General features: G+C 42.8%; 23 protein-coding genes, 1 tRNA gene and 1 pseudogene. 19 read left to right on the top strand and 6 right to left on the bottom strand.

Features of this window, described 5'->3' with window-relative positions; translation table 11 throughout:
• The 13 genes and pseudogenes from tuf to C3420_RS13310 form a co-directional block, all read left to right on the top strand.
• Positions 1-203 (top strand): annotated as a pseudogene (tuf, locus tag C3420_RS13370) (elongation factor Tu); the annotation flags it as partial.
• A gap of 49 nt (positions 204-252) precedes the next feature.
• Positions 253-328, top strand: a tRNA-Trp gene (locus C3420_RS13365).
• Positions 329-406: 78 nt separating this feature from the next.
• Positions 407-847: a preprotein translocase subunit SecE gene (gene secE, locus C3420_RS13360; protein ID WP_004890579.1), complete on the top strand. Its 441-nt coding sequence runs from the start codon at positions 407-409 to the stop codon at positions 845-847.
• A gap of 7 nt (positions 848-854) precedes the next feature.
• Positions 855-1,388: a transcription termination/antitermination protein NusG gene (gene nusG, locus C3420_RS13355; protein ID WP_004813568.1), complete on the top strand. Its 534-nt coding sequence runs from the start codon at positions 855-857 to the stop codon at positions 1,386-1,388.
• 118 nt (positions 1,389-1,506) lie between these two features.
• Positions 1,507-1,935, top strand: a complete 429-nt coding sequence (rplK, locus tag C3420_RS13350) for a 50S ribosomal protein L11 (RefSeq protein ID WP_004813566.1) — start codon at positions 1,507-1,509, stop codon at positions 1,933-1,935.
• Between the two features lie 3 nt (positions 1,936-1,938).
• On the top strand, positions 1,939-2,634 hold the full coding sequence (rplA, locus tag C3420_RS13345) for a 50S ribosomal protein L1 (RefSeq protein ID WP_004813564.1): 696 nt from the start codon (positions 1,939-1,941) through the stop codon (positions 2,632-2,634).
• Between the two features lie 298 nt (positions 2,635-2,932).
• The gene (gene rplJ, locus C3420_RS13340) at positions 2,933-3,439 is read left to right on the top strand and encodes a 50S ribosomal protein L10 (protein WP_004813562.1); all 507 of its coding nucleotides are present in this window, start codon (positions 2,933-2,935) and stop codon (positions 3,437-3,439) included.
• Positions 3,440-3,487: 48 nt separating this feature from the next.
• Positions 3,488-3,856: a 50S ribosomal protein L7/L12 gene (gene rplL / locus C3420_RS13335; protein ID WP_004813560.1), complete on the top strand. Its 369-nt coding sequence runs from the start codon at positions 3,488-3,490 to the stop codon at positions 3,854-3,856.
• Between the two features lie 310 nt (positions 3,857-4,166).
• On the top strand, positions 4,167-8,255 hold the full coding sequence (rpoB, locus tag C3420_RS13330; RefSeq protein ID WP_004890577.1) for a DNA-directed RNA polymerase subunit beta: 4,089 nt from the start codon (positions 4,167-4,169) through the stop codon (positions 8,253-8,255).
• Between the two features lie 158 nt (positions 8,256-8,413).
• Positions 8,414-12,613, top strand: coding sequence for a DNA-directed RNA polymerase subunit beta' (gene rpoC, locus C3420_RS13325; protein WP_004890573.1), 4,200 nt, complete (start codon positions 8,414-8,416; stop codon positions 12,611-12,613).
• Positions 12,614-12,766: 153 nt separating this feature from the next.
• Positions 12,767-12,982: a hypothetical protein gene (locus C3420_RS13320; RefSeq protein WP_005220719.1), complete on the top strand. Its 216-nt coding sequence runs from the start codon at positions 12,767-12,769 to the stop codon at positions 12,980-12,982.
• Between the two features lie 123 nt (positions 12,983-13,105).
• Positions 13,106-13,648: a hypothetical protein gene (locus C3420_RS13315; RefSeq protein ID WP_103800760.1), complete on the top strand. Its 543-nt coding sequence runs from the start codon at positions 13,106-13,108 to the stop codon at positions 13,646-13,648.
• A 140-nt stretch (positions 13,649-13,788) separates the two neighbouring features.
• Positions 13,789-14,145: a hypothetical protein gene (locus C3420_RS13310; RefSeq protein WP_004813553.1), complete on the top strand. Its 357-nt coding sequence runs from the start codon at positions 13,789-13,791 to the stop codon at positions 14,143-14,145.
• A gap of 70 nt (positions 14,146-14,215) precedes the next feature.
• Here the strand turns inward: C3420_RS13310 and C3420_RS13305 are convergent, their stop codons facing one another.
• The gene (locus C3420_RS13305) at positions 14,216-14,707 is read right to left on the bottom strand and encodes a DUF4442 domain-containing protein (RefSeq protein WP_008306741.1); all 492 of its coding nucleotides are present in this window, start codon (positions 14,705-14,707) and stop codon (positions 14,216-14,218) included.
• 116 nt (positions 14,708-14,823) lie between these two features.
• On the opposite strand from C3420_RS13305, the gene C3420_RS13300 reads away from it, so the two are divergent.
• The 5 genes from C3420_RS13300 (at position 14,824) to htpG (ending at position 20,575) form a co-directional block, all read left to right on the top strand.
• Positions 14,824-15,690, top strand: a complete 867-nt coding sequence (locus C3420_RS13300; RefSeq protein WP_103800759.1) for an alpha/beta fold hydrolase — start codon at positions 14,824-14,826, stop codon at positions 15,688-15,690.
• 99 nt (positions 15,691-15,789) lie between these two features.
• Positions 15,790-17,157 (top strand): Na+/H+ antiporter family protein, encoded by a 1,368-nt coding sequence (locus C3420_RS13295; protein ID WP_103800758.1) that lies wholly within the window; start codon positions 15,790-15,792, stop codon positions 17,155-17,157.
• Between the two features lie 272 nt (positions 17,158-17,429).
• Positions 17,430-18,032 (top strand): OmpW/AlkL family protein, encoded by a 603-nt coding sequence (locus C3420_RS13290; protein WP_004813545.1) that lies wholly within the window; start codon positions 17,430-17,432, stop codon positions 18,030-18,032.
• A gap of 166 nt (positions 18,033-18,198) precedes the next feature.
• On the top strand, positions 18,199-18,543 hold the full coding sequence (locus tag C3420_RS13285) for a lysozyme inhibitor LprI family protein (protein WP_004890554.1): 345 nt from the start codon (positions 18,199-18,201) through the stop codon (positions 18,541-18,543).
• Positions 18,544-18,655: 112 nt separating this feature from the next.
• Entirely contained in the window at positions 18,656-20,575 is a 1,920-nt protein-coding gene (gene htpG, locus C3420_RS13280) for a molecular chaperone HtpG (protein ID WP_103800757.1), read from the top strand.
• A gap of 495 nt (positions 20,576-21,070) precedes the next feature.
• On the opposite strand, the gene C3420_RS13270 is transcribed toward htpG, so the two are convergent.
• From C3420_RS13270 to C3420_RS17405, 4 genes are all read right to left on the bottom strand, one after another.
• Positions 21,071-22,147, bottom strand: a complete 1,077-nt coding sequence (locus tag C3420_RS13270; protein WP_392388389.1) for a hypothetical protein — start codon at positions 22,145-22,147, stop codon at positions 21,071-21,073.
• A gap of 137 nt (positions 22,148-22,284) precedes the next feature.
• The gene (locus C3420_RS13265; RefSeq protein ID WP_103800755.1) at positions 22,285-23,700 is read right to left on the bottom strand and encodes a hypothetical protein; all 1,416 of its coding nucleotides are present in this window, start codon (positions 23,698-23,700) and stop codon (positions 22,285-22,287) included.
• Between the two features lie 12 nt (positions 23,701-23,712).
• Complete coding sequence (locus tag C3420_RS13260) at positions 23,713-23,892, bottom strand: hypothetical protein (protein WP_005220731.1); 180 nt, start codon at positions 23,890-23,892, stop codon at positions 23,713-23,715.
• 272 nt (positions 23,893-24,164) lie between these two features.
• Positions 24,165-24,320 carry a hypothetical protein gene (locus C3420_RS17405; RefSeq protein WP_171294476.1) on the bottom strand — a complete coding sequence of 52 codons (156 nt, stop codon included), beginning with the start codon at positions 24,318-24,320 and terminating at the stop codon, positions 24,165-24,167.
• A gap of 404 nt (positions 24,321-24,724) precedes the next feature.
• Here C3420_RS17405 and C3420_RS13255 point away from each other — a divergent pair, with 404 nt between their 5' ends.
• A complete protein-coding gene (locus C3420_RS13255; protein WP_004813529.1) occupies positions 24,725-24,925 on the top strand; it encodes a dodecin family protein in 201 nt (66 codons plus the stop codon).
• Between the two features lie 54 nt (positions 24,926-24,979).
• On the opposite strand, the gene C3420_RS13250 is transcribed toward C3420_RS13255, so the two are convergent.
• Positions 24,980-25,666, bottom strand: a complete 687-nt coding sequence (locus tag C3420_RS13250) for a DsbA family oxidoreductase (protein WP_103800754.1) — start codon at positions 25,664-25,666, stop codon at positions 24,980-24,982.
• Positions 25,667-25,934: the final 268 nt, after the last annotated feature.

Here is a 25,934-nt window from a genome sequence, read left to right as displayed (position 1 = left end):
GTCCACAGTTCTACTTCCGTACAACTGACGTAACTGGTGCGATCGCGCTTAAAGAAGGCGTTGAAATGGTTATGCCTGGTGACAACGTTGAGATGTCAGTAGAGCTGATCCACCCAATCGCAATGGATGCAGGCTTACGCTTCGCGATCCGTGAAGGTGGTCGTACAGTTGGTGCTGGTGTAGTATCTCGCGTTACTGCATAATATAGTATAAGATATTGACTGGAGCCCCGGCTCCAGTCTGTCTTTTTGAAGGTCAGTAGTTCAATTGGTAGAGCGTCGGTCTCCAAAACCGAATGTTGGGGGTTCGAGTCCCTCCTGACCTGCCATCATTTTTTCTTAAAAGACGCTTGATGTCGGCAAATCTGGTCATATAATAAGTCGCGAAACCTACGACGAGTACAAAAATGTCGAATGATAAATCACGTGACGCAATGAGCGGCGCGGCAATTCCCCAAAGAAATAATCCTGCTGTAGATGTAAAAACTGGTTCTCCATTGGACATTGTTCTATGGGTTATCGCCTTGATTTTATTGGTGGGTGCAATGATGGTAAATCAATATTTGCCAGCGTACTGGGCACCAGCGAATGATATTTGGGTTCGTGTTGGGGTGATTTTGGCTTGTATCGTGGGCGCTTTAGGTTTATTATACGCCACCCATCAAGGCAAAGGCTTTGTTCGACTGCTGAAAGACGCACGAATTGAGCTCCGTCGAGTGACCTGGCCTACTAAACAAGAGACCATGACCACCTCATGGCATGTTCTTGTTGTTGTTGTCATTGCAGCTGTTGTTTTATGGTGTTTTGACTACGTATTAGGCTGGTTAATGAAGTTTATTATCGGGTAAGAGAGCTATGAAACGTTGGTACATTATTCATGCCTATTCTGGTTATGAAAAACAAGTGATGCGTTCGCTTAATGATCGAATCCAGCGTAGCGCTGTTGCCGATAGCTTTGGTGAAGTCCTGGTCCCTACTGAGGAAGTGGTGGAAATGAAGGATGGCAAGAAACGTAAATCAGAGCGTAAGTTCTTCCCAGGCTATGTATTAGTCGAAATGGAAATGAACGATGAAACCTGGCACATTGTTAAAGAATGTCCAAAAGTATTAGGTTTTATTGGTGGTACAGCAGAAAAGCCGGCACCAATTACGCAAAAAGAAGCTGATGCGATTCTTGCGCGTGTACGTAATACTGGTGAAGCACCTCGTCCTAAGACGATGTTTGAACCAGGCGAAGAATTACTCGTAATTGACGGTCCATTCACAGACTTTAAAGGTGTGGTGGAAGAGGTTCAGTACGAAAAGTCACGCTTAACGCTGACAATCAACGTATTTAACCGACCAACTCAGGTTGAATTGGAATTTCGCCAAGTCGAAAAAACAATCTAATCGGTATTGGTTGAAAACGCCCGATTTGTTAAAGGATCGGGCATTGTTGTTGTAACGGTTATCGTTACGTAGAATCATTGGGGAGCCTAGCGGCGTTTGCACCCAGAGGTAATTTGAAATGGCTAAGAAGATTGACGGCTATATCAAGCTGCAAGTTCCAGCTGGTAAAGCGAATCCATCTCCACCGATTGGTCCTGCACTGGGTCAACGTGGTGTTAACATCATGGCATTCTGTAAAGAATTCAACGCTGCTACTCAAAAGCTTGAAGCTGGTCTGCCAATCCCAGTAGTGATCACTGTGTACAACGACAAGTCGTTCACTTTCATCATGAAAACTCCACCTGCTGCGATTCTTCTTAAGAAAGCTGCTGGTATCCAAAAAGGTTCAGCTGTACCTAACAAAACTAAAGTTGGTAAGTTGACTCGTGCTCAGTTAGAAGAAATTGCGACTACTAAAGAACCAGATCTTACTGGTGCTGATTTAGACGCACGTGTTCGTACCATCGCTGGTTCTGCACGTTCTATGGGCTTGGAAGTGGAGCTATAAGACATGGCAAAGTTAACTAAACGTCAAAAAGCCATTGCTGCTGCTATTGAAGCGCAAAAAGTTTACACTTTAGAAGAAGCTGTAGAAGTTCTTACTAACCTTCCAGCTGCGAAATTCAAAGAATCTTTGGATATCGCTGTTAATCTAGGTGTTGACCCTCGTAAATCTGATCAGGTTGTTCGTGGCGCGACTACTCTTCCTGCAGGTACTGGTAAAACTGTACGTGTAGCTGTATTCGCTCAAGGCGCTGCTGCAGAAGCTGCTAAAGCTGAAGGCGCAGACGTTGTTGGTTTCGACGATCTTGCTGAAAGCATCCAAGCGGGTAACCTTGATTTCGACGTAGTTATTGCTGCTCCAGATGCAATGCGCGTTGTAGGTAAACTTGGTACGATTCTTGGTCCACGTGGCTTAATGCCAAACCCTAAAGTGGGTACGGTAACTCCTGACGTTGCTACTGCAGTTAAAAATGCAAAAGCTGGTCAAGCACGTTACCGTGTAGATAAAGCGGGTATCATCCACGCTGCGATCGGTCAAGTAGGTTTCTCTGCTGAAGCTGTTCGTCAAAACGTTGAAGCTCTTGTAGCTGACCTTAAGAAAGCAAAACCTGCTACTTCTAAAGGTATTTACATCCAGAAGATCACTCTAAGCTCTACTATGGGTCCTGGTCTGATCGTTGATGTTCAAAACGTTTCTAAATAAGTTTTAAACTTATACAGAATTTTAAAGCCCTGAGTGAAAATCAAAGCGCTGCTTTGATTTTCACGCAAGAAACGCTCCGTCTCTTGTGAACTTAGGCAGACTTTGAATTGATAAATGAGAATTTATCAGCGTCAAAGACCTCAGGCGAGGGGAGTTTTATGCTCTTCTCTTAATAGTCCAGCCTGCGTAGACGCGGTGGTGTGATTTGTTCATCCTCCGCGTGTAGGTCCAGTGATGGACTTGCGAATTGGGAGTGTACTTCTTTGAAGTACATAAATCACCGTTAGGAGGTTTTACAATGGCTCTTCTTATTGAAGGCAAAAAACAGATCGTAGCTGAAGTAGCTGAAGTTGCTTCTACTGCATTTGCCGCTGTTGTTGCTGACTACCAAGGTTTAACAGTTGAGCAATTAACTGCTCTACGTGTTGAAGCTCGTAAACTAGGTGTTCACACACGTATCGTGCGTAACACTTTGGCTAAACGTGCTCTTCAAGATACTCAATTCAATATCTTGAACGACAACCTTGTTGGCCCAACAATCTTAGCTTTCTCGACTTCTGAAGACGACATGGGTGCAGCTGCACGCTTGTTCGAAGAATTCGCAAAAACTAACAAAGCATTTGAACTTAAAGCTGCTGCATTTGATGGCAAGGTTTATCAAGGTGCTGAAGTTAGCGTGATCGCGAATCTTCCGAACCAAGAAAAAGCGCTTACTATGCTTGCAAATGTTCTTCAAGCTCCTATTTCGAAATTGGGTCGCCTTATTACTGCGCTCAAAGAGAAAAACGAGTCAGAAGCTGCTTAAGCTTAAATTTATTTCCACACCATTCAATTTCCATTTGGAGTTATTCTCATGGCTTTAACTAACGAAGAAATCCTAAACGCAGTTGCAGAAAAAACTGTTCTTGAACTTGTTGAACTAATCTCTGCTTTCGAAGAGAAATTCAACGTATCTGCTGCTGCTGTAGCTGTTGCTGCTGCTCCAGGCGCTGCTGCTGCTGCTGAAGAACAATCAGAATTCAACGTTGAGTTGACTTCTTTCGGTGCGAACAAAGTTGCTGTAATTAAAGCAGTTCGTGAAGCTACTGGCCTTGGCTTGAAAGAAGCTAAAGACATGGTTGAAGGCGCACCTGCTGTTCTTAAAGAAGGCGTTTCTAAAGAAGAAGGCGAAGAGCTTAAGAAGAAACTTGAAGAAGCTGGTGCTACAGTTACTCTTAAGTAATTTCTTAAAGGAGTCGGTTTTTTTATAATCGGCTCCAAAAATTGGCTGATGGCTCTTGGGTCATCAGCCTTTTTGCGTTACAATAATCGGCTCGATTTTTGTTTGCATGATAGAAATTCATACAAATTTAAAAAACAAACATAATTGATCAAATGCTTACCAATATTTTTGCAGTAAAAAATATTGTTAAGCGTTTTAATACCACTAAAAATTGCAGCATTTGTAAAGAGTGGTGGCCATATCGGCCAGCGTAATTCCTTCTGAGCCCGTTCTGCAGGCGGGCTTAGTTTACACTTTCCGAGGACTCCAGATGGCATACTCATATACCGAAAAGAAACGGATCCGTAAGAATTTTGGTAAATTGCCTAGCGTCATGGATGCTCCGTACTTGCTCTCGATTCAAGTCGACTCGTACAGAACATTCTTACAAGATGGCAAATCACCAAAAAACCGCGAAGATATCGGTCTCCAAGCCGCATTTCGTTCAGTTTTTCCTATTGAAAGTTATTCTGGCAATGCTGCTTTAGAATTTGTTGAGTATAGTCTTGGTAAGCCTGAGTTTGATGTACGCGAATGTATTCTTCGTGGCTCAACTTATGCAGCACCAATGCGTGTGAAGATTCGTTTGATCCTGAAAGATCGTGAAACGAAATCGATCAAAGACGTACGTGAACAAGAAGTCTATATGGGCGAAATGCCATTGATGACGGATAACGGTACTTTCGTAATTAACGGTACCGAGCGTGTAATCGTATCTCAATTACACCGTTCACCAGGCGTATTCTTTGACCACGATAAAGGTAAAACTCACTCAAGTGGTAAAGTCCTTTATTCTGCGCGTATCATTCCTTACCGTGGTTCATGGTTAGACTTTGAATTCGATGCCAAAGACCTAGTCTATGTACGTATTGACCGTCGTCGTAAATTGCTTGCGACTGTGGTACTTCGTGCATTGGGTTATAACAACGAACAAATTCTGAACATGTTCTATGAGAAAGTGCCTGTATATCTTGATATGGGTAGCTATCAGATTGACCTTGTTCCAGAACGCCTGCGTGGTGAAATGGCACAATTTGATATTGCTGACAAAGACGGCAAGATCATTGTTGAGCAAGGTAAACGTATTAACGCACGTCACGTACGTCAAATGGAAGCTTCAGGTCTTGAAAAACTTGCAGTGCCTGATGAATACCTGTACGAACGTATCACTGCTGAAGACATCCAGTTAAAAGATGGCGATGTGATCGCGGCCAATACTGTATTAAGCCATGAAATCATGGTGAAAATTGCAGAAGGCGGCGTGAAGCAGTTTAACTTGCTGTTCACAAATGACATCGACCGTGGTTCATTCATCGCGGATACATTGCGTGCCGATACGACGACAGGTCGTGAAGAAGCATTGGTAGAAATCTACAAAGTAATGCGTCCAGGCGAGCCACCAACAAAAGAAGCTGCTGAAAACCTATTCAACAACCTGTTCTTCTCTTCTGAGCGTTATGACTTGTCGCCAGTCGGCCGTATGAAGTTCAACCGTCGTTTGGGTCGTCCTTACGAAGTGGGTACAGACCAGAAGTCACGTGAAGTTGAAGGTATCCTCTCGAACGACGATATCACTGATGTATTGAAAACATTAGTTGAAATTCGTAACGGTAAGGGTGAAGTCGATGATATCGATCACTTAGGTAACCGTCGTGTTCGTTCAGTTGGTGAAATGACTGAAAACCAATTCCGTGTGGGTCTGGTTCGTGTAGAACGTGCGGTTAAAGAACGTCTATCACAGGCTGAAACTGATAACCTGTCTCCGCAAGATTTAATCAATGCGAAGCCAGTGGCTGCTGCAATCAAGGAATTCTTTGGTTCAAGCCAGTTATCTCAGTTCATGGACCAAAACAACCCATTGTCTGAAATCACCCACAAGCGTCGTGTATCAGCGCTTGGGCCTGGTGGTTTGACGCGTGAACGTGCTGGCTTCGAAGTACGTGACGTACATCAAACTCACTACGGTCGTGTTTGTCCAATTGAAACGCCTGAAGGTCCAAACATTGGTTTGATCAACTCGCTTTCTGTATATGCAAAATGTAACAACTTTGGTTTCTTAGAAACGCCTTACCGTAAAGTTGTTGATGGTCGTGTAACGGATGAAGTTGAATACCTGTCTGCAATCGAAGAAGTAGGTACTGTTATCGCACAGGCCGACTCTGCAATCGATAAAGATGGCAACCTGACTGAAGAATTCGTATCTGTACGTCACCAAGGTGAATTCGTACGTATTCCACCAGAAAAAGTGACGCATATGGATGTATCTGCTCAGCAGGTGGTATCTGTAGCTGCATCACTGATTCCGTTCCTTGAACACGATGATGCGAACCGTGCATTGATGGGTTCAAACATGCAACGTCAGGCAGTTCCTACGTTAATCGCTGACAAGCCACTGGTTGGTACCGGTATGGAAGCGAACGTAGCACATGACTCTGGTGTATGTGTGATCGCGAAACGTGGTGGCCGTATTGAATATGTAGACGCTTCTCGTGTCGTGATTCGTGTCAACGAAGACGAAATGGTTGCGGGCGAAGCAGGTGTAGATATCTACAACCTGATCAAATACACACGTTCTAACCAGAACACTTGTATCAACCAGAAAGTTCTTGTGAACATGGGCGATAAAGTGGGTCGCGGTGACGTTCTTGCTGATGGTCCATCGACTGATGGCGGTGAACTGGCACTGGGTCAAAACATGCGCGTAGCATTCATGACCTGGAACGGTTACAACTATGAAGACTCGATCTTGTTATCTGAGCGTGTACTTCAGGAAGACCGTTTAACGTCTATCCACATCCAGGAACTTTCATGTGTTGCACGTGATACTAAACTGGGTGCTGAAGAAATTACTGCCGATATCCCGAACGTGGGTGAAGCTGCACTTTCTAAACTGGATGAGTCTGGTATCGTTTATATCGGTGCTGAAGTGACTGCTGGTGACATCCTGGTAGGTAAAGTAACACCTAAAGGTGAAACGCAGCTTACTCCGGAAGAAAAACTGCTTCGCGCAATTTTCGGTGAAAAAGCAGCTGACGTAAAGGACTCTTCTTTACGTGTTCCATCGGGTACTAAAGGTACCGTGATTGACGTTCAAGTGTTTACACGTGATGGTCTTGAAAAAGACGAACGTGCTCAAGCAATTGAAAAAGCTCAGCTTGATGCTTACCGTAAAGACTTGAAAGAAGAATACAAAATCTTCGAAGAAGCAGCACGTGAACGTATTATTCGTCTGTTGAAAGGTCAGGAATCTAACGGTGGTGGCACAACTAAACGCGGTGACAAACTGTCTGAAGATGTTCTGTCTGGTTTAGAGCTTGTTGATCTGTTAGACATCCAACCAGTAGATGAAGCAATTGCTGAGCGTTTAACTCAAATTCAAGTTTTCTTGAAAGAGAAGAGCCTTGAAATTGATGAAAAGTTTGCTGAGAAGAAACGCAAATTATCTACAGGCGATGAACTTACAACTGGCGTACTGAAAGTTGTTAAGGTTTATCTAGCGGTTAAACGTCGTATCCAGCCTGGTGATAAGATGGCGGGTCGTCACGGTAACAAGGGTGTTGTATCTAACATCTTGCCGGTAGAAGACATGCCACACGATGCTAACGGTGTACCAGTTGATATCGTTCTTAACCCGCTAGGCGTACCGTCACGTATGAACGTGGGTCAGATTCTTGAAACTCACTTGGGTATGGCCGCCAAAGGTCTTGGCGACAAAATCGACAAGATGCTTCAAGAGCAACGTACGGTACTTGAGCTTCGTGAATTCTTAGACAAGATTTACAACAAAGTTGGTGGCGAGCAAGAAGATCTTGATAGCCTGACTGATGATGAAATCTTGGCATTGTCTGGTAACTTGCGTAAAGGTGTTCCTTTGGCAACTCCAGTATTCGACGGTGCTGAAGAATCGCAAATCAAAGAATTGTTAGAGCTTGGTGGCATTTCACGTACTGGTCAAACAGTATTGTATGATGGCCGTACTGGTGAACGTTTCGACCGTCCGGTAACTGTAGGTTACATGTACATGCTGAAACTGAACCACTTGGTTGACGACAAGATGCATGCGCGTTCTACTGGTTCTTACTCTCTAGTAACGCAACAGCCGCTTGGTGGTAAAGCACAATTCGGTGGTCAGCGTTTCGGTGAGATGGAAGTATGGGCACTGGAAGCATACGGTGCAGCATATACACTCCAGGAAATGCTTACTGTGAAATCGGATGACGTTGAAGGTCGTACCCGTATCTATAAGAATATTGTAGATGGTAACCATTACATGGACCCAGGTATGCCTGAATCGTTCAACGTATTGACCAAAGAGATCCGTTCTTTAGGTATCAACATTGAACTGAAAAATGGTGACTAAGAAATCTCCCCTGACCCCTCTTTGAGAAAGAGGGGAGAAGTCCCCCCTTTTTTAAAGGGGGATTTAGGGGGATTCTTAAAATTCCCAAATTTCAGTAAAAAACAATATTTGTGACCCAGTTGTTGAGTGAAAATCTCCACAACACACGGAGAAAAAAATTGAAAGACTTGCTCGATATCATGCGCAAAAAGACGGATTCAGACGGTCATGCTCCAGTAGAGTTTGATCGCATCCGTATTGGTCTTGCGTCACCAGAAATGATTAAGTCGTGGTCTCATGGTGAAGTTAAAAAGCCTGAAACCATCAACTACCGTACGTTCAAGCCAGAACGTGATGGTCTATTTTGTGCCAAAATCTTTGGTCCAGTAAAAGATTACGAATGCTTGTGTGGTAAATACAAGCGTATGAAATACAAAGGCGTCATTTGTGAAAAATGTGGCGTTGAAGTAACAACTGCGAAAGTTCGTCGTGAGCGTATGGGTCACATCGAGCTGGCATCTCCAGTTGCACACATCTGGTTCCTGAAATCACTACCTAGCCGTATCGGTCTTTTATTAGACATGACGCTACGTGATATCGAACGCGTATTGTATTTCGAATCTTATGTCGTTACCGATCCTGGTATGACTCCGTTCGAGAAATACCAGCTTCTAAACGATGAAGAATACTTCAATGCCTTAGAAGAACACGGTGACGAATTCACAGCGAAAATGGGTGCGGAAGCAGTTCAGGACTTGTTGAAAGACATCGATCTTGAAGCCGAAATTTCTCGCCTGCGTGAAGAGATTCCTGTAACGACTTCTGAAACTAAGTTGAAAAAAGCGTCTAAGCGTTTGAAACTTATGGAAGCGTTCAAAGAATCGAATAACAAGCCAGAATGGATGGTAATGAACGTACTTCCAGTACTTCCACCAGATCTTCGCCCGCTTGTGCCACTTGAAGGTGGTCGTTTCGCGACTTCTGATTTGAACGACCTTTACCGTCGTGTGATCAACCGTAACAACCGTTTGAAGCGTCTTCTTGACCTTGCAGCGCCAGACATTATCGTACGTAACGAAAAACGTATGCTTCAAGAGTCTGTGGATGCATTGTTAGACAACGGTCGTCGTGGTCGTGCAATTACCGGTTCGAACAAACGTCCTCTTAAATCTTTGGCAGACATGATCAAAGGTAAACAGGGTCGTTTCCGTCAAAACTTACTTGGTAAGCGTGTTGACTACTCAGGTCGTTCGGTAATTACTGTAGGTCCAAACTTACGTCTTCACCAATGTGGTCTTCCGAAGAAAATGGCACTTGAGTTATTCAAGCCGTTCATCTTTGCGAAATTACAAGCATCTGGTCAAGCCACTACCATTAAAGCTGCGAAGAAAATGGTTGAGCGTGAGACTCCAGAAGTTTGGGACGTACTTGCATCTGTGATCCGTCAGCATCCAGTCATGTTGAACCGTGCGCCAACACTTCACCGTCTAGGTCTTCAAGCATTTGAACCTATTCTGATTGAAGGTAAAGCGATCCGTCTTCACCCGTTAGTTTGTGCGGCATTTAACGCCGACTTCGACGGTGACCAAATGGCGGTACACGTACCATTAACACTTGAAGCTCAGTTAGAAGCTCGTGCGTTAATGATGTCAACCAACAACATCTTGTCTCCAGCGAATGGTGAACCAATCATCGTACCGTCTCAGGACGTTGTGTTGGGCTTGTATTACATCACACGTGATGCAATCAATGCCAAAGGTGAAGGCATGGTGTTCGCGGATACTCACGAAGTAAACCGTGCGCTTGCAACTGGTCAGGTTGATCTACATGCTCGCGTGAAAGCACGTGTACACCAAACTGTGATTGATGAAGATGGCAACCGTCGTCAAGAAACCATCATTGTTGATACAACCCCTGGTCGTTGTCTGCTTTGGGAAGTTGTTCCTGAAGGGATGGACTTCCAGCAAATTAACGTTGAGATGACCAAAAAGAACATCTCGAAGTTAATCAACTCTTGCTACCGTAAACTGGGTCTGAAAGATACTGTTATCTTCGCTGACCAGTTGATGTATTTGGGCTTCCGTCAAGCGACTCGCTCAGGTGTATCTGTTGGTATGGAAGACATGCTGATTCCACCAAACAAACAGGCGATTATTGGTAAAGCTGAAGCTGAAGTTCGTGAAATCGAACAACAGTTCGAACAAGGTTTCGTGACTGCCGGCGAACGTTATAACAAAGTTGTCGATATCTGGGCACGTACCAACGACCAGGTAGCGAAAGCGATGATGGACAACTTGTCTTACACGACTGTTAAGAACAAACAGGGTGAAGATGAGAAACAGAAATCATTCAACAGCATCTACATGATGTCTGACTCCGGTGCCCGTGGTTCCGCAGCTCAGATTCGTCAGTTGGCTGGTATGCGTGGTCTGATGGCGAAGCCGGATGGCTCGATCATTGAAACGCCAATTAAAGCGAACTTCCGTGAAGGTCTGACAGTACTTCAGTACTTCATTTCAACACACGGTGCGCGTAAAGGTTTGGCCGATACAGCACTGAAAACAGCGAACTCTGGTTACCTGACTCGTCGTCTGGTAGACGTTGCGCAAGACTTGGTCATCACTGAGCCAGATTGTGGTACTTATGATGGTCTTGTAATGACGCCGTTCATTCAAGGCGGTGACGTGATCGAGAACCTGGGTACTCGAGTACTGGGTCGTGTCGTTGCTGAAGACGTTAAAAAAGTGGGTACAGACGAAGTTCTTCTTCCTCGTAATACCTTAATTGACGAGAAACTGGCTACGTTTATTGAAAACGCGGGTATTGACGAAATCAAAGTACGTTCAGTTGTAAACTGTGCCTCTACTTTCGGTGTATGTGCGAAATGTTACGGTCGTGACTTGGCACGTGGTCATCAAGTGAACCCTGGTGAATCTGTGGGTGTAATGGCTGCTCAATCAATTGGTGAGCCAGGTACCCAGTTAACCATGCGTACGTTCCACGTGGGTGGTGCTGCGAGCCGAACTTCTGCTGCAAACAGCGTACAAGTTCGTAACAAAGGTACTGTACGTTTCCACAATGTGAAAACTGTACAACACGCAAAAGGTCACTTGGTATCAACTTCACGTTCAGGTGAAATCGGTATTGCAGATGATCTAGGTCGTGAGCGTGAACGTTACAAGATCCCTTACGGTGCATCTATCTTGCTCAAAGATGGCGAATCTGTAGAGGCTGGCGGTATCGTGGCGACTTGGGATCCGCATACACATCCACTGGTAACAGAAGTAGCTGGTAAAGTTCGCTTCAGCCAGATTGCTGATGGTGTAACTGCAACATCGAAAACTGATGATGCAACTGGTATGACGACTGTTGAGATCTTGCCTGTTACAGCGCGTCCTGCTTCTGGTAAAGATTTACGTCCTGCTGTTGTGCTTGACACAGTAGATGGTGGCGAACAGTTCTACTTCCTGCCACAAAACACAATTCTTTCTGTCCGTGATGGCGAAACAATTGGTGTGGGTGATGTAATCGGTCGTGTACCACAAGAATCTTCACGTACGCGTGATATTACCGGTGGTCTGCCGCGTGTAGCTGACTTGTTTGAAGCACGTAAGCCTAAAGAGCATGCGATCCTTGCAGAAGTTTCTGGTATCGTAAGCTTCGGTAAAGAGACCAAAGGTAAGAACCGTCTGGTAATTACTCCGGATGATGGTTCAGAGATCTACGAAGAACTGATTCCGAAATGGCGTACCATTAACGTGTTCGAAGGCGAACATGTGAACCGTGGTGAAACGATTTCTGATGGTCCACAGAACCCGCATGACATCTTACGTCTGAAAGGTGAAGTGGCGTTGACGAACTACATCGTGAATGAAGTTCAGGACGTTTACCGTCTGCAAGGTGTAAAAATCAACGATAAGCACATCGAAGTGATCGTACGTCAAATGTTGCGTAAAGTTGAAATCACTGATGGTGGTGATTCTAGCTTCATCAAAGGCGAACAGGTGGATTACATCCGCGTTGCTCAAGAGAACCAAGCATTGCTTGCTCAGAACAAGTTCCCTGCGAAGTTTGAACGTCAATTGATGGGTATTACCAAAGCGTCACTTTCTACTGACTCGTTCATCTCTGCTGCATCGTTCCAGGAAACAACTCGCGTGTTAACTGAAGCAGCTGTAACAGGTAAAGAAGATGATCTACGCGGTCTGAAAGAAAACGTAGTTGTAGGTCGTCTGATCCCAGCGGGTACAGGTCTGGCTTACCACTTGGAGCGTCGTCGTCAAGAAGCAGAAGCTGCAGAATTTGAACTGCATAATGACTTCTCTGATGTAGACCAAGCGCTTAGCCAAGCATTTAATGATGAGTTTAACGGTCTGTAATCAGACAGTTTAAATCAGAAAAAGCCACCTTCGGGTGGCTTTTTTTATTGCTGGATGTTGTCAAGTCAGCGACTTTAAACAATGATTTGAAATCAAACCCTAAAATATGCCAGTATTTCTGAGGAAAACATAAACTTAAATGGGAACAATAAGATGAAAAATTTAGCAATCTCAGTTGTATTACTGCTAGCACTCGGTTTGACAGCGTGTTCTAAAGATCAAGCAGAAAATACAGCACCTGGCGACACTACAGCCGCGGATGAAACTGAAGTTGTAGATCAAGCAGCTGCAAATGAAGAAGCTCAACCTTTGGATGCGGCACCATTAGAAACAGATGACGTTGCAACATCAGAAGCTGTTACTCAATAAAGTAAAACAAGCTTTACATCTATTTAGGCACTGATCATTGCTACTTATTAATCCATACCGATGATCTGTAGTACAAGCGCCGCTTGTTAAGCTCAGGTCTTATTTTTTTATTGAGAGGGAAAAATGCGTTCTATAAGTAAAAAATTAGCGGTTACCACATTATTCGTAGTCTCAACTGTTTCATTTGCAGCGCCCATGCCCAATACCATCATGGTTGAAGATAAAGCTGTGGTTCCTGTACTAAAAACTGAAGTGCTGCGTCGGGTAGAAGGACAGCAGCCTGTACGTCATGTTGAAGCCACGATTCTGGAAATCACCAATAAAGGCAAGGATATTGTTGCTAAAGAAGTGGTATTTGATGACACTCTGGGACAGTTCTCGGATAAAAAACTGTCAATTCCAGTAATTCAAAAGGGGGGTGTGATTGTTCCCACCTCTAAAATTGAATTGGATACGACATTGAAGCAGGACGGTGAAATCATCCAGCAAACCAGAAGCATTGATGCTGAAGGTATCGAGTTTAAAAAAGATCAGGCTGAACCTGTAAAACGTACTCTACAATTGCAGCAACATACTGGTACGGATAAAACCAAGGTAACCCATACCGTGATGACTGAAGATGGTGCAACCTCTCGTGATTTGCTAATGGTAGATACTGCGGAATAAACTTAAAAGATCCCATTTCATGTGCTATTTACAAAATAGCGTAGGGGAGTTTCAAGATTTAACATCTTGTTATAAATCGCTCCTTAAATTCCGGTTACTCTTAACTCATAAGACAGAGGAATCGAACAGGGAGCTGGATCATGAAAAAGTTAATTGGCGTAGTGGCTGCGGTGACAGTTTCAACCTTTATGTTAGCAGGTTGTGAAAATATGTCTGCCCGTGATCAACGTGTAGGTGCGGCAGCACTCGGTGGCGCAGTCGGTGGTGGCGTGGGTAATAGTGTCGGCGGTGGCTGGGGTTCTGCTATTGGCGGTGGTGCAGGTGCCGCTGTCGGAAGTAAGACTCAAGGCGGCTCTAACCGCAATGCAACCTACAGTGGTGTAGGCGGCGCTGTTGGCTCAGCCGTTGGTAAGAGTATTTTTGGTGGTAACGCTGGTGCAGCAATCGGTGGTGCGATCGGCGGTGGTGCAGGTGCGGCGATTGAGCAACGACGTTAATCACAGCACTATCTGGTATGAATTACATAAAAGCGCCTCTACAGGCGCTTTTATTTTATTGATCCAATTCCTATTTATCTTTAAAGAGAGCTTTGGGTTTTTTACGACGGATATATAAGGTCTTTTTTACTTCTGCAATACGTACACCTGAGTCATCATAAATATCGACCTGATAGTTACGATAGACAGGAGCATGATCAGCCGCCAAATTCATAATAGTTTTCACTTCTTCAGCATCAATGCGTATGTCTGCATACACGGTTCCGCGGCCTGGAGAAAGGAATTGAATGGTCGCTTCTTTATCCCAGACAATATATTTTGGTCCCAAATGATGCATCAGCAGCAACATGTAAAAGGGATCGACCATGGAATACAGGCTACCCCCAAAATGTACGCCGACAATATTCTGGTTTTTACGAGTTAGTGGCATTTTCACGCGAATATGATAGTTGGCATAATCCAGTTCATCAATTTCGATACCCGCTCCACGATAGGGTGCATAACGGTTTAAGATAAATTTAGTGACCAAAGGCAGGCTTTGAATTTTACGTAATAGGCTCATACTGACATTCTTTTTTCTTGTATAGCTATGCATACTAGAACAACAAAATTGTGATGGCATTGATAAATCATGCCGAGTTATAAAATAAACGGTCAATAACAATAAAGGAAGACCAGATGGAAACACAAACTCAATGGGTGGCAACCAGTGATCAGCAGCGTCTTGCAGTAAGAACTTTTGGTGATATCAGCAAGCCTGCTTTGGTTTTGGTGCATGGCTATCCGGATCATCAGGAGGTCTGGAAAAATGTAATTGTCTATCTGCCGGATTATTTTATCGTTACTTATGATGTACGTGGCGCAGGGGATTCATCCATTCCCAAATATATCCGTAATTATCGTCTGGAGCGTCTGAGTATGGATCTGGAGGAAGTGGTGAATGCCGTTCTTCCAGGACAATCTTTTCATTTGGTCGCCCATGACTGGGGTTCGATTCAGTCTTGGGAATCGGTAACTGACCCAAGATTCGAAGGCCGTATTCTTTCCTTTACCACGATTTCAGGTCCCTGTCTGGACCATGCCGCCTTCTGGATGCGGAATCAGTTCAAGCACAACAGATCAAGATTTTTTAAACAATTAAGCAAGTCCTGGTATATCGCCATGTTTCAATTGCCTTGGCTGGCACCAACTGCATGGAATTTTTTCAATCCTGAACGTTGGGGCAAAATTATTCGGGAACTGGAAGGCAAAGAAGGACTGCCATTGAACCAGAATATTGTCAAAGATGGAAAATATGGTGTTGGGCTGTATCGGGCCAATTTTATTCCAAGGTTGCTTAAACCCCGTGAACGCTATGCCATCTGTCCGGTACAGGCCATTGTGCTAAAGCGGGATAATTTCGTCAGTCCGCAACTAGTTGATGAAATGCCAAAATGGGTGCAAACCTTTTCCAGGGTAGAGCTAGATGCCAATCATTGGGCAATCTTAAGCCAGCCAAAACTTATTGCAGAGTCTATCCGTGAGTTTACTCAGCAGCATGCTTAAGCCAATCACAAAGATGGATTTGGATTGATAAAAATGTAGGGGAATTTTTATTCGCATTTTCTGATAAAATACCTCCCTTTCTCTCATTCCCAATTCATTATGTTTGCGATTCTTGCTGCTATCGGAGTCATGTGTGGACTCTCCTTGGCACGTGTACCTGTGGTTTTTGCCCTGGTCATTGGTGCTATTCTTGGTGGTTTGCTGGCGGGTCTAGGCCTGCAGGGAACTTTAGATGCATTTAACAATGGCCTGGGTGGTGGTGCTAAAATTGCCTTGGCTTACGGTATTTTAGGTGCATTTGCTTTAGCTTTGGCACGTTCAGGCCTGCCTGATCTTTTGGCTTATAAGATGATTAGTACCTTAAAAGGTGAGGCTGATATCAAAGCACAAAATCGTGTTAAATATATGATTTTTGCAACTGTTGCAATTGCAGCGGTCTTCTCTCAAAACGTGATTCCTGTGCATATTGCGTTTATACCTGTGTTGATTCCGCCTTTATTGATCGTATTTAATCACTTGCAGTTAGACCGCCGTCTGGTGGCCTGTTTACTGACATTTGGTCTGGTTGCGACCTATATGCTGATTCCAGTTGGTTTTGGTGCAATCTTTCTGAATGATATTCTGGGGCAGAATATCAATACTTTCGGTAAAGCTTATGGCTTCCAGATCACCTATGACCAGATTCCAGCTGCCATGGCGATTCCTGTATTTGGCATGTTTATCGGTTTGCTGGTTGCGATCTTTATCAGCTATCGTAAGCCACGTGTGTATAAAGATATCCAGGTCGAACAGCAGCAGAGTATTTCTGCCGAACTGGGCGTAGAACAGCAGGCAGCTCGACCTCAAATTGCCAAGTTCACCATCTGGATGGCAGTGATTGCAGTTGTAGCAACGCTGGCTGTGCAGCTGTATTCAGATTCTATGATTCTTGCAGGTTTGGTGGGCGTAGCAATTCTTAGCTGTGCCGGAATCTTTAAATGGAAAGAAGCAGATGATGTGATCATTACCGGTATGCGTATGATGGCACTGGTTGGTTTCATTATGATCGCTGCCCAGGGTTTCGCCTCGGTCATTGAAGCAACCAATCAGGTGCCAGCGCTGGTTCAGGCCTCTGTAGAATGGATTGGTCAAAGTAAAGCACTTGCAGCCTTCTTAATGCTCTTGATTGGTCTGCTGGTAACTCTTGGGATCGGTTCATCATTCTCGACTGTGCCAATTCTAGCCATCATTTATGTACCGTTATGCATTCAGTTCGGCTTTAGTCCTGAAGCAACTATTGCCATTATTGGTACTGCTGCAGCACTGGGAGATGCAGGTTCGCCGGCGTCAGATTCTACCCTTGGCCCAACGTCTGGCCTGAATATGGATGGTCAACATGACCATGTGAAGGACAGTGTGATTCCAACCTTTATCCACTACAACATTCCATTGCTGATTTTTGGCTGGATTGCGGCAATGGTGCTTTAATTGTGTGATGTTTCACTCATTTTATTTGAGTTAGTGTCTATTAATTCTGACTTGTCTGCTTGAAATAAATAATAATTAAATCAGATTAACTTGGTTGGTATTTTAATCCAACCAGGTTGGTCAGATTAAAATAAATATATAATAATTACATATACTTAAATAATACTTATAATTTGATTTTATAATATCTATTGCATATTAATTTTAACCATGTTTATTATTAATTAAGGTATATTTTTCTTAATAATTATTCTTCCCGTGGGGTATTAAAAATGTTAAAGCAAGTTGCTCTAATTGCATTAATGGGTCTTTCAGTATCTGCGATGGCAGGCCAGTGGCAAGTTAAGGTAGGTGGCTCGGTTGTTTCTCCGACTGGTGAGTATCAGCTTGGCCCAGATGCTGAGCTAAAAGCTGCGGACGAATTAGCATTTACACCATCGGTTGAATATTTCTTTAATGACAACATCTCTGCAGAATTATTACTTGCAGCACCTATTAATCATGATGTTGAATTAAATGGTACGGATGTAGTGCGAATTAAACATTTACCACCAACACTGACTGCAAAGTATCATTTTAAAAACTCAACTCGCTTTACTCCATACATTGGTGTAGGTGGTACAGTATTTGTTGCTTGGGATGAACGTACAAAAGGTCTAGGCGATACTGATGTAGATGTAAAAGAAGATTTTGGCTTTGCTGGACAGGTAGGCTTCGGCTATCAACCAGCTGATGCGAAAAACTGGGGTGTTTACTTTGATGCACGTTATGCACAAATTAGCCCTGAAGTTACTTTGACTGGAGATGTACCAGCTAAATTTGATCTAGATATTGATCCTATGGTTTACACCATTGGCTATAGCTACAAATTCTAAGCTTTGAAATTATCCAAAAGCCTTATCTACGGATAGGGCTTTTTTTTGCAAAATAACAACGATTTATAACGTGATTTAATTGAGCAGATTCGCCCTGTTCAAATATATTGAATGCAATAAAGTTAAAGATAATCTGAATACAATAAAGAGAATAGGAAGATCAAGAATGAAGTGGTTGCTTAGAAGTGGATTGGTCTTCTTTATGGTCTGGACGACTCAAAGCTATGCGGCAAGTTTCGACTGCCAGAAGGCTCAGTCACAAACTGAAAAGGCGATTTGCCAGCATCGGACACTGAATGATGCCGATGTCAAAATGGCCACCAGTTACAATATTATCCGTCATCTTGTGCCCATGGGTACGCGCTCGGTCATTCAGCGAGATCAGGTCAAGTGGTTACAGTTTCGTGATCAGTGTCAGGAGTCTGTCGACTGTCTGATGCAGGTATATAAAATGCGCCAGCAGCAGATTGACTTGCAATTTGATCGGGTTTACCGTCAGGGACCATTTTGAATGATTAAATTTTTTGCATGAAAATCATTAGATACTATTGAAAATTAAACAACTCACTCCATTCATATAGGCATCAGCTTAAGTCTGTTTCCAATAATGAAAGGAGTGAAGAATGAGCGAGTCAAACGCACAAAAGCATAGTTTCCAGGCCGAGGTGGCGCAGTTACTGCACCTCGTGACACATTCGCTATACTCAAACCCTGAAATTTTCCTGCGTGAATTGATTTCAAATGCTTCAGATGCATGCGATAAGTTACGTTTTGAAGGGATCAATCATCCTGAATATTATGAAAATGAACCTGACCTGCGTGTTCGGGTCAGCCTCGATCAAAACAATAAAACGATTACTATTTCTGATAATGGTATTGGCTTAAGCCAGCAAGAAGCCATTGATAATCTGGGGACGATTGCCAAATCAGGTACCAAAGATTTTATGTCAAAACTGACCGGGGATCAGAAAGCTGATGCTCAGCTGATTGGCCAGTTTGGTGTCGGTTTCTATTCAGGCTTTATTGTCGCTGACAAGATCACTGTAGAGTCCCGTCGTGCAGGTGCGGACAAGTCTGAAGGCGTACGCTGGATCAGTGGTGGTACAGGTGATTTCGAAGTTGAACAGATCACTAAAGACGGCCGTGGTACGGATATTATCCTGCATTTGCGTGAAGATGCTCTGGATTATCTGCAAAGCTATAAAGTAAAGCAGATTATTAATAAATATTCTGACCATATCAGCCTGCCTATCCAGATGCAGAAAGAAGTCTGGCAGGAAGAAGAAGCTGCAGAGGGTGAAACACCAAAAGGTGGTCAATATGTGAAGACGGATGAGTGGGAAGCGATCAACTCTGCCAGTGCTTTATGGACCCGTAACAAATCTGAGATTACTGAAGAACAGTATGTCGAGTTTTATAAGAACCTGACTCATGACTTTGCTGCACCACTGGCTTGGGCACATAATCGTGTGGAAGGTAGCACGGAATACACCCAACTGCTTTATGTACCGAGCAAGGCTCCACAGGATATTTTCACCCGTGATGCCAAAGCAGGGATCAAGCTGTATGTGAAACGTGTCTTTATTATGGATGATGCGGATAACCTGATTCCAAACTATCTGCGCTTTGTACAAGGTGTGGTGGATAGTGCAGATTTACCATTAAATGTAAGTCGCGAATTACTACAGGAAAGCCGTGATGTCAAAACGATTCGTGAAGGCAATACCCGTCGTATCCTGACCATGCTGGATAATCTGGCCAAGTCTGAAGATGAAAAAGATCAGGAAAACTTCAAAACTTTCTACCGTGAATTTGGTGCTGTGCTGAAAGAAGGTTTGGGTGAAGATTTTAGTAACCGTGAACGCATCCTGAAATTACTGCGTTATGCGACCTCAACCAATGATGAAATCAGTACTTCATTGGCAGACTATAAAGCTCGCATGAAGGAAGGTCAAAAGGCTATTTATTATGTAACGGCTGACAGTCTGAATGCAGCGAAAAATTCTCCTCAGCTGGAACTGTTCAAGAAAAAAGGCATTGAAGTTCTCCTCATGTCTGAGCGCGTAGATGAATGGGCAATGAACTTTGTGCATGAGTTTGATGGTACGCCGTTGCAGAATGTATCTAAGGGTGCAGTAGATCTCGGTGATCTGCAAGATGCTGAAGAGAAGAAAGCGCTTGAAGCAGCTGCTGAGCAGTTTAAGCCTGTAGTCGATAAACTGACGGATTCCTTGAAGGATAAAACCAAGGAAGTGCGTGTAACAACTCGTCTGGTAGATTCACCAGCCTGTCTGGTGACAGGAGAAGGGGAGTTATCACCACAATTGATCCGTATGCTGAAAGATGCGGGCCAGCCTGTACCGGATATGAAACCGATTTTAGAGATCAACCCTGAACATCCATTAGTGAAAAAACTGGAAGGCACTACCCAGTTTGATGACCTGGCCAATGTTATCTTTGATCAGGCGGTGATTGCAGAAGGTGGTTTACCAGAGAATCCGGCTGAATATGTAAAGCGTATTAACAGTCTGTTATTAGCTTAAATTTTAAACTTGAAAAACCCTTCTACTAGAAGGGTTTTTTATGATTATTTACTGGAATTTTTTGATGATAAAGGAGGTTTGATCTGAAGCATCTATCATCAAATAAAAACATAATATTGTATTAAATAATCAATAGTAGTGATTATTAAGTTAATGGAGATATAAATCATAAAATCAGTATCGTCATAAGTCTGTTAACTACCTTACTGATCTCCATGAGTCAGCTCACGATGGCGAACTAGTACTAAAAAGTGGTGCGTACGGATCGTATAATTTCCTATAAATATATGAAAATTAATGATTTATAGGTTGAATGTGTACAGCGGAGTAATCATATAGTCTTTAATCAAGCCAGCTTGGGTCAGTTATCTTGGCAAACTGAACGTATCATGTGTAAGGACCGTATTGTGTTTGGGAAGATTTAATGAATGAAAGCTTTACTGGTTTTAAAAGCCCATCTTTTATGGGCTTTTTGCATATATAGCACTATTGATTTTAGAAGATGGCCTCCAGACGGACTGCGGCACCTAGGTAATGACTTCGATCCTCACGATGGTCATTTAAATAATTGACATCAGTCTGCACAAAGAACCATTCACGAAGAAAAGGCTGACGCCAAGAGGCATACGGTCCCCAAGTATTCAGGCGTAGATCGTTGTCATTCATATAACCTCCAGTATAGAGGCCGTAACTGAAGCGATGAGCATTAAAGAACTGATGCTGTCGAAAGCTGTAATTATTCCAGCGTAAATCATCATCCTGTTCATCTGCATAGATTAGGCTGAACTGGTTGGAGAGAAAAGGTTGATTAGGGCGCGCATGGGTTAATTCCAGGTTGGTTCGCAGATAGTTTTCACTATCAATCCCGTAACGATAGATCTGTTCGGCATGAAATGAGAAGTCATTATGTAGTGCCCAATCTCGACTTGCTTTTACACGGACATAGATATCATCGCCAGAACGTATCCCCAGATCCAGATCAGTTTCAAAAGGAAGTTTTTTAGAAAGTTCCGACCAGCGCAATGCGAGAGAGCTGTTATTTTCTCGTGTCCGGCTACGGTCCAGCCGTCTGTCAGGCGCATTGCCTGGATTCTCATTGGTAATTGCGACATTGCCATTCAGTTCATTATCGAGGCTGTCATCACCAAAGACTACACTGAGTTTACGTTCTAATGTGGGAAGCTTGATTCTGCCGCGAATACGGGGTTTGACTTCATATTCATCATATTTGTTCCAGCTATTATCCACGATCACTCTCAGGGTCGCACGTGCAGGTTCATTTTCATCAGGGTCACCAAACCAGTTGTCAATTTTATTTGCAGTACGGTTAGTCCAGTGACGAATCCCTTTTTGTTTTCGATCTACCCAGGTATTTTCCTCAGTCTCATGGGTACTGGGAACGATGGGTTCACTCGACTGCTCCGGTAAAAAGGTAGGTGTGCTATCTATGAATCGCGGAATATAGTCAAGGAAACTAAAGCTTTTGGAAGGCTCTGCTTCCTGCTCATCAGCCTCGGCTGTTTGGCTTGTATCAGAAGATTGATCAAGCCCGGCCCAAAGTATTGGACTCATACTTGTTAAACTGATCAGTAAGAAAGATGCGGGCAAAATCCGGCTTTTTTTCATAGGGCTATTCTTGCTCTTTTTCTTTATATTTCAAGAATAAGTTTGCAGAATTGTATCTAATAAAAGCAACCAGAACTACAAAATTACATCAATTTTTCCAAAGCTTTATCCAGGATGCTTGCATAAAGTTCTGCTACTGCCACAGGCTCTTTAATTTCCAGCAGAATCTGGTGGATCAGCTGCCAGTTAATTTGCTGATCACGTTTCAGAATCAAGCACGGGTACATCTGTTCCGTGGAAGACAGCTTGAGACGTTGTTCCCCATGAATCACACGTAATTTTTGACGTTCCTGTAGTAATAGAAGGGGAGTATGAAAGTTGGCTGGCTGCTCATCAAATAGAATAAATTTTTTGGTGGTAATCTGATGCAGAGGAATAAATGGGAAATAATCCTTTTGTTGCCAGATCAATCGGGCCTGTTCTGAATAAGTTTGATAGAGCGAATCAAGCTGCAAGAATTTAGTACCTAATTCAACAGCGCTAATCGTTTTAATAGCAGCAATATGATAATTCTGTTGTTGTCCCCAGAACTGCATTAACTGTATGGCTTGCTGCCATTCACTTGTGCCTAATAGCATACAATAGTGGCTAAAGCGTCCCATGCTATCTATCTGCTCAGCCAGGTAAACTGGTTGAGAGTTCCAGTCTATATGTTCCTGATGATGCCAAGCCATTTTGAGATGTTGCAGGGATGAATCAGAAGCCAGACTTAATTCAAAAAGATGATGATTACCTATTTCGTCCAAGCTAACATCAGAAACCTGAAATAATAAATCCTGAAATTCTAGAGTCGCTGGAATATCGGGTACTGCGATGCTTTCCTTATTCTCTACTTGTGGTTCGTCTGGCTCTGAATGACTTAAATCTAATTCTGCTGGAGGTACGATTGTCTGAAGCACATTTGAAGCTTTTTGTTGAACGGGCAAAACTTGAGGATTCGCCCAAATCTCATGTTTAGAGATATAAGTATTTATAGAGGGTTCAGGAAGCTTTTCTTCAACCATCTCTAAAGACAATGGGGTCGCAGTAGCTTGTAATTCATGATCACTTTTCAAACATGAAGAAAGCTGTTGCTGGTGTAACAGCCAGCTAAAGCTCTGCTCTATATCAAGGTTCCATTCACTGATCAATGCAGTACGTTGAGGTGCTGGGATCAGCCAGATTTGCCAGCCACGTTTAGGATCATGCAAGAAAGCCCAACCTGAAAGCGGGTGAGCATACAGGGCTTCCTTTAGATGATCTGCATTGAGAAAAAAACCACGGAAGCTATGGTAATAATGGGTTTCTCGAGCAAATTCCTGTGCAGCAAGTTCAGGTTGAAGACGGGTTTTGAATGCCAGTAGCTGTTTCTTGAAAACAGGCTCATTGCACTGCTGAAAAATTTCTTGCACACGTTTTTTAGAGCGGACTACTTCATATAAGCTGAGACTACGATGATCCAGATCATGTCCTAATTCATGCAGTTCTTTAATCAGGCGTACTTTTTCAAGAGCATTCATTATCGTCATCTATTATAAATATTTAAGTGCTTTATCCAGGCTTTTGGCCAGAATGATATTGGCAGCCAGTTCAATCAGTTTATATTCAGTTGAGTTAGGGTCGGTATAACGTTCGGCTAACTGCAACAGATGATCAACCGGAATCGCCTGTGGTGAAATTTGACCTTGTACTAAAGCTTGCAATTCATTCATGGCAAAACTTGTCACATATAAAAAATGATCATTTTTTGATTATATGGAGGAAAATATAAAAATGTTATTTTTTATCAATTATTTTCTAGAAATATAGCGTGATAAAATTCGGAAGGGTGTGGAAGATCATCTGGATGAATCATGGATCAAAATATTTAGGTAACTGAAATAAGATTGAATATAAATTTAATCGTTTTCTGTGATGTCGTACTGCAAAAATAAAAAAACAGGCTGAGTATTTCAGCCTGTTTTTTAAGAAAGAAGCTAGAAAATTAAGCTTCTTTTACAGTTTCAGCGCTATCCGCTGCAACAGTTTCAACGGCAGCCGCTTTTTTTACTGGAAAGTCAGGTGTGTAGACAATTTGCGCAGTTGCAGTTACTGAAAGTGCCATTACCGTCGCAGCCAGAACAAATTTAATTGCGTTCATAATATGACCTTTATAAGCTGATGTTCAATATATTGAACTGGGAGAAAATAGAACCTTATTTGTGTGAAAATGATATCAAAGCGCCAATATTAAAAAATGATTGATTCGGCAATTTTATAAAAAATATTAGAATTTTATTTATAAAAAACAATAAATTAGAACTTTTACTCTAATTTCAAGAAAACTCATTCTTCATAAGGCTTATTTAAAAAATAATAATTTAAATAAGAATAAAGATTTTTATATGAAAGATTTAAAGGGTGATGCCATGCTGATTAGACTGAGGTGAACACGGTATTGTAAAACACATGTAAGGATTTGCTGTCCGATGTTTAAGGAACGTTTGCTCAGGATTTAAATCCACTATGATGACGCTTCACTCACCATAAAAAGAGAGTTACATCATGGCGATTGCAAAAGTTGTTGAAGTTAATTCGAGTAGCAATAAGAGCTTTGAGGATGCGATTCAGACTGGCATTGCTAAGGTCACTGAAACCGTCAAGAATGTTCAGGGTGCCTGGATTAATGAACAAAAAGTTGTCATTAAAGACAATAAAATTACTGAATATCGGGTCAATCTTAAAATCAGTTTTCTGGTCGAATAAATACAGAATAAAAAAATCCCCATTTGAAATGGGGATTTTTTTATGTGTCTTATCTTATTCAGATTTAGGCAGATCACATTGATCATCAGTACATTGTTCTGCAGCAGCCTGCGGTGGCTCTAGCGCTTTTTCTAGAACCTGTACAAATACTTCCTTGGGTTGGGCACCCGCCAAGGCAATACGCTGGTCAAATACAAAGAACGGAACACCTGTAACTTTCAACTGGTCGCGTGCAATTTCCTGATCGAATTTAACGAAATCAGCATATTCTTCTGAATTCAGTACATCATCGACTTCAACAGGATTCAAGCCTATACGGGCTGCAACATCTTCTAAGGTTTCACGCTCTCCAATGGCTAGACCTTGGGTCATATAACTATAGAAGAAAGCTTCTTCAGCTTCGTTACCTAAACCTTTGCTCTGGGCAAGATGGATAATACGGTGAGCATTAAAGGTATTACCTGAGTTGGCACCTTCCCAGTTAAACTCGATACCTTCTGCCTTGGCCATCTCGGCAATATTACGTTGCATTTCTTCGACTTCTGCCACAGTACGGCCATATTTCTGCGCAAGTCTTTCAGAATTAGAAATTTCCTGACGTACGGGTGCTTCAGGATCAAGCTGGAAACTATGCCAGTGAACTTCAAGTTCTACACCTGCCTGTTCTGCAGCAGCTTGTAAACGTTTTTTACCGATATAACAAAAAGGGCAGACCACATCCGACCAGATATCTACGCGCATGAAATTTCCTAAATATTTCTATTAGGAGAAGTATGAGGGCATATAGCCAGAATTTAAAGGTTGAATAGGTCGAAAGAACTAGGGAGAAGATTAAAGAATTTTAAATTTTAGACATTCTTTATTACTTAACTTGTCTTTGGTTGATCCTAGCCAAAATAATGGACAGCACTTCCCTCTAAAGATAACGTAACGTTAACTTTGGAGATACAAGAAATGGCTAAACGCTTTAGTCCAGAATTTAAACAGCAAGCAATTGATTATGCACTTT

Source organism: Acinetobacter sp. ACNIH3 (assembly GCF_002918965.1).
Classification (GTDB): Bacteria; Pseudomonadota; Gammaproteobacteria; order Pseudomonadales; family Moraxellaceae; genus Acinetobacter; species Acinetobacter schindleri.
The sequence above is the reverse complement of the archived record's forward strand: the minus strand, read 5'-3'. Positions and strand labels throughout refer to the sequence as shown.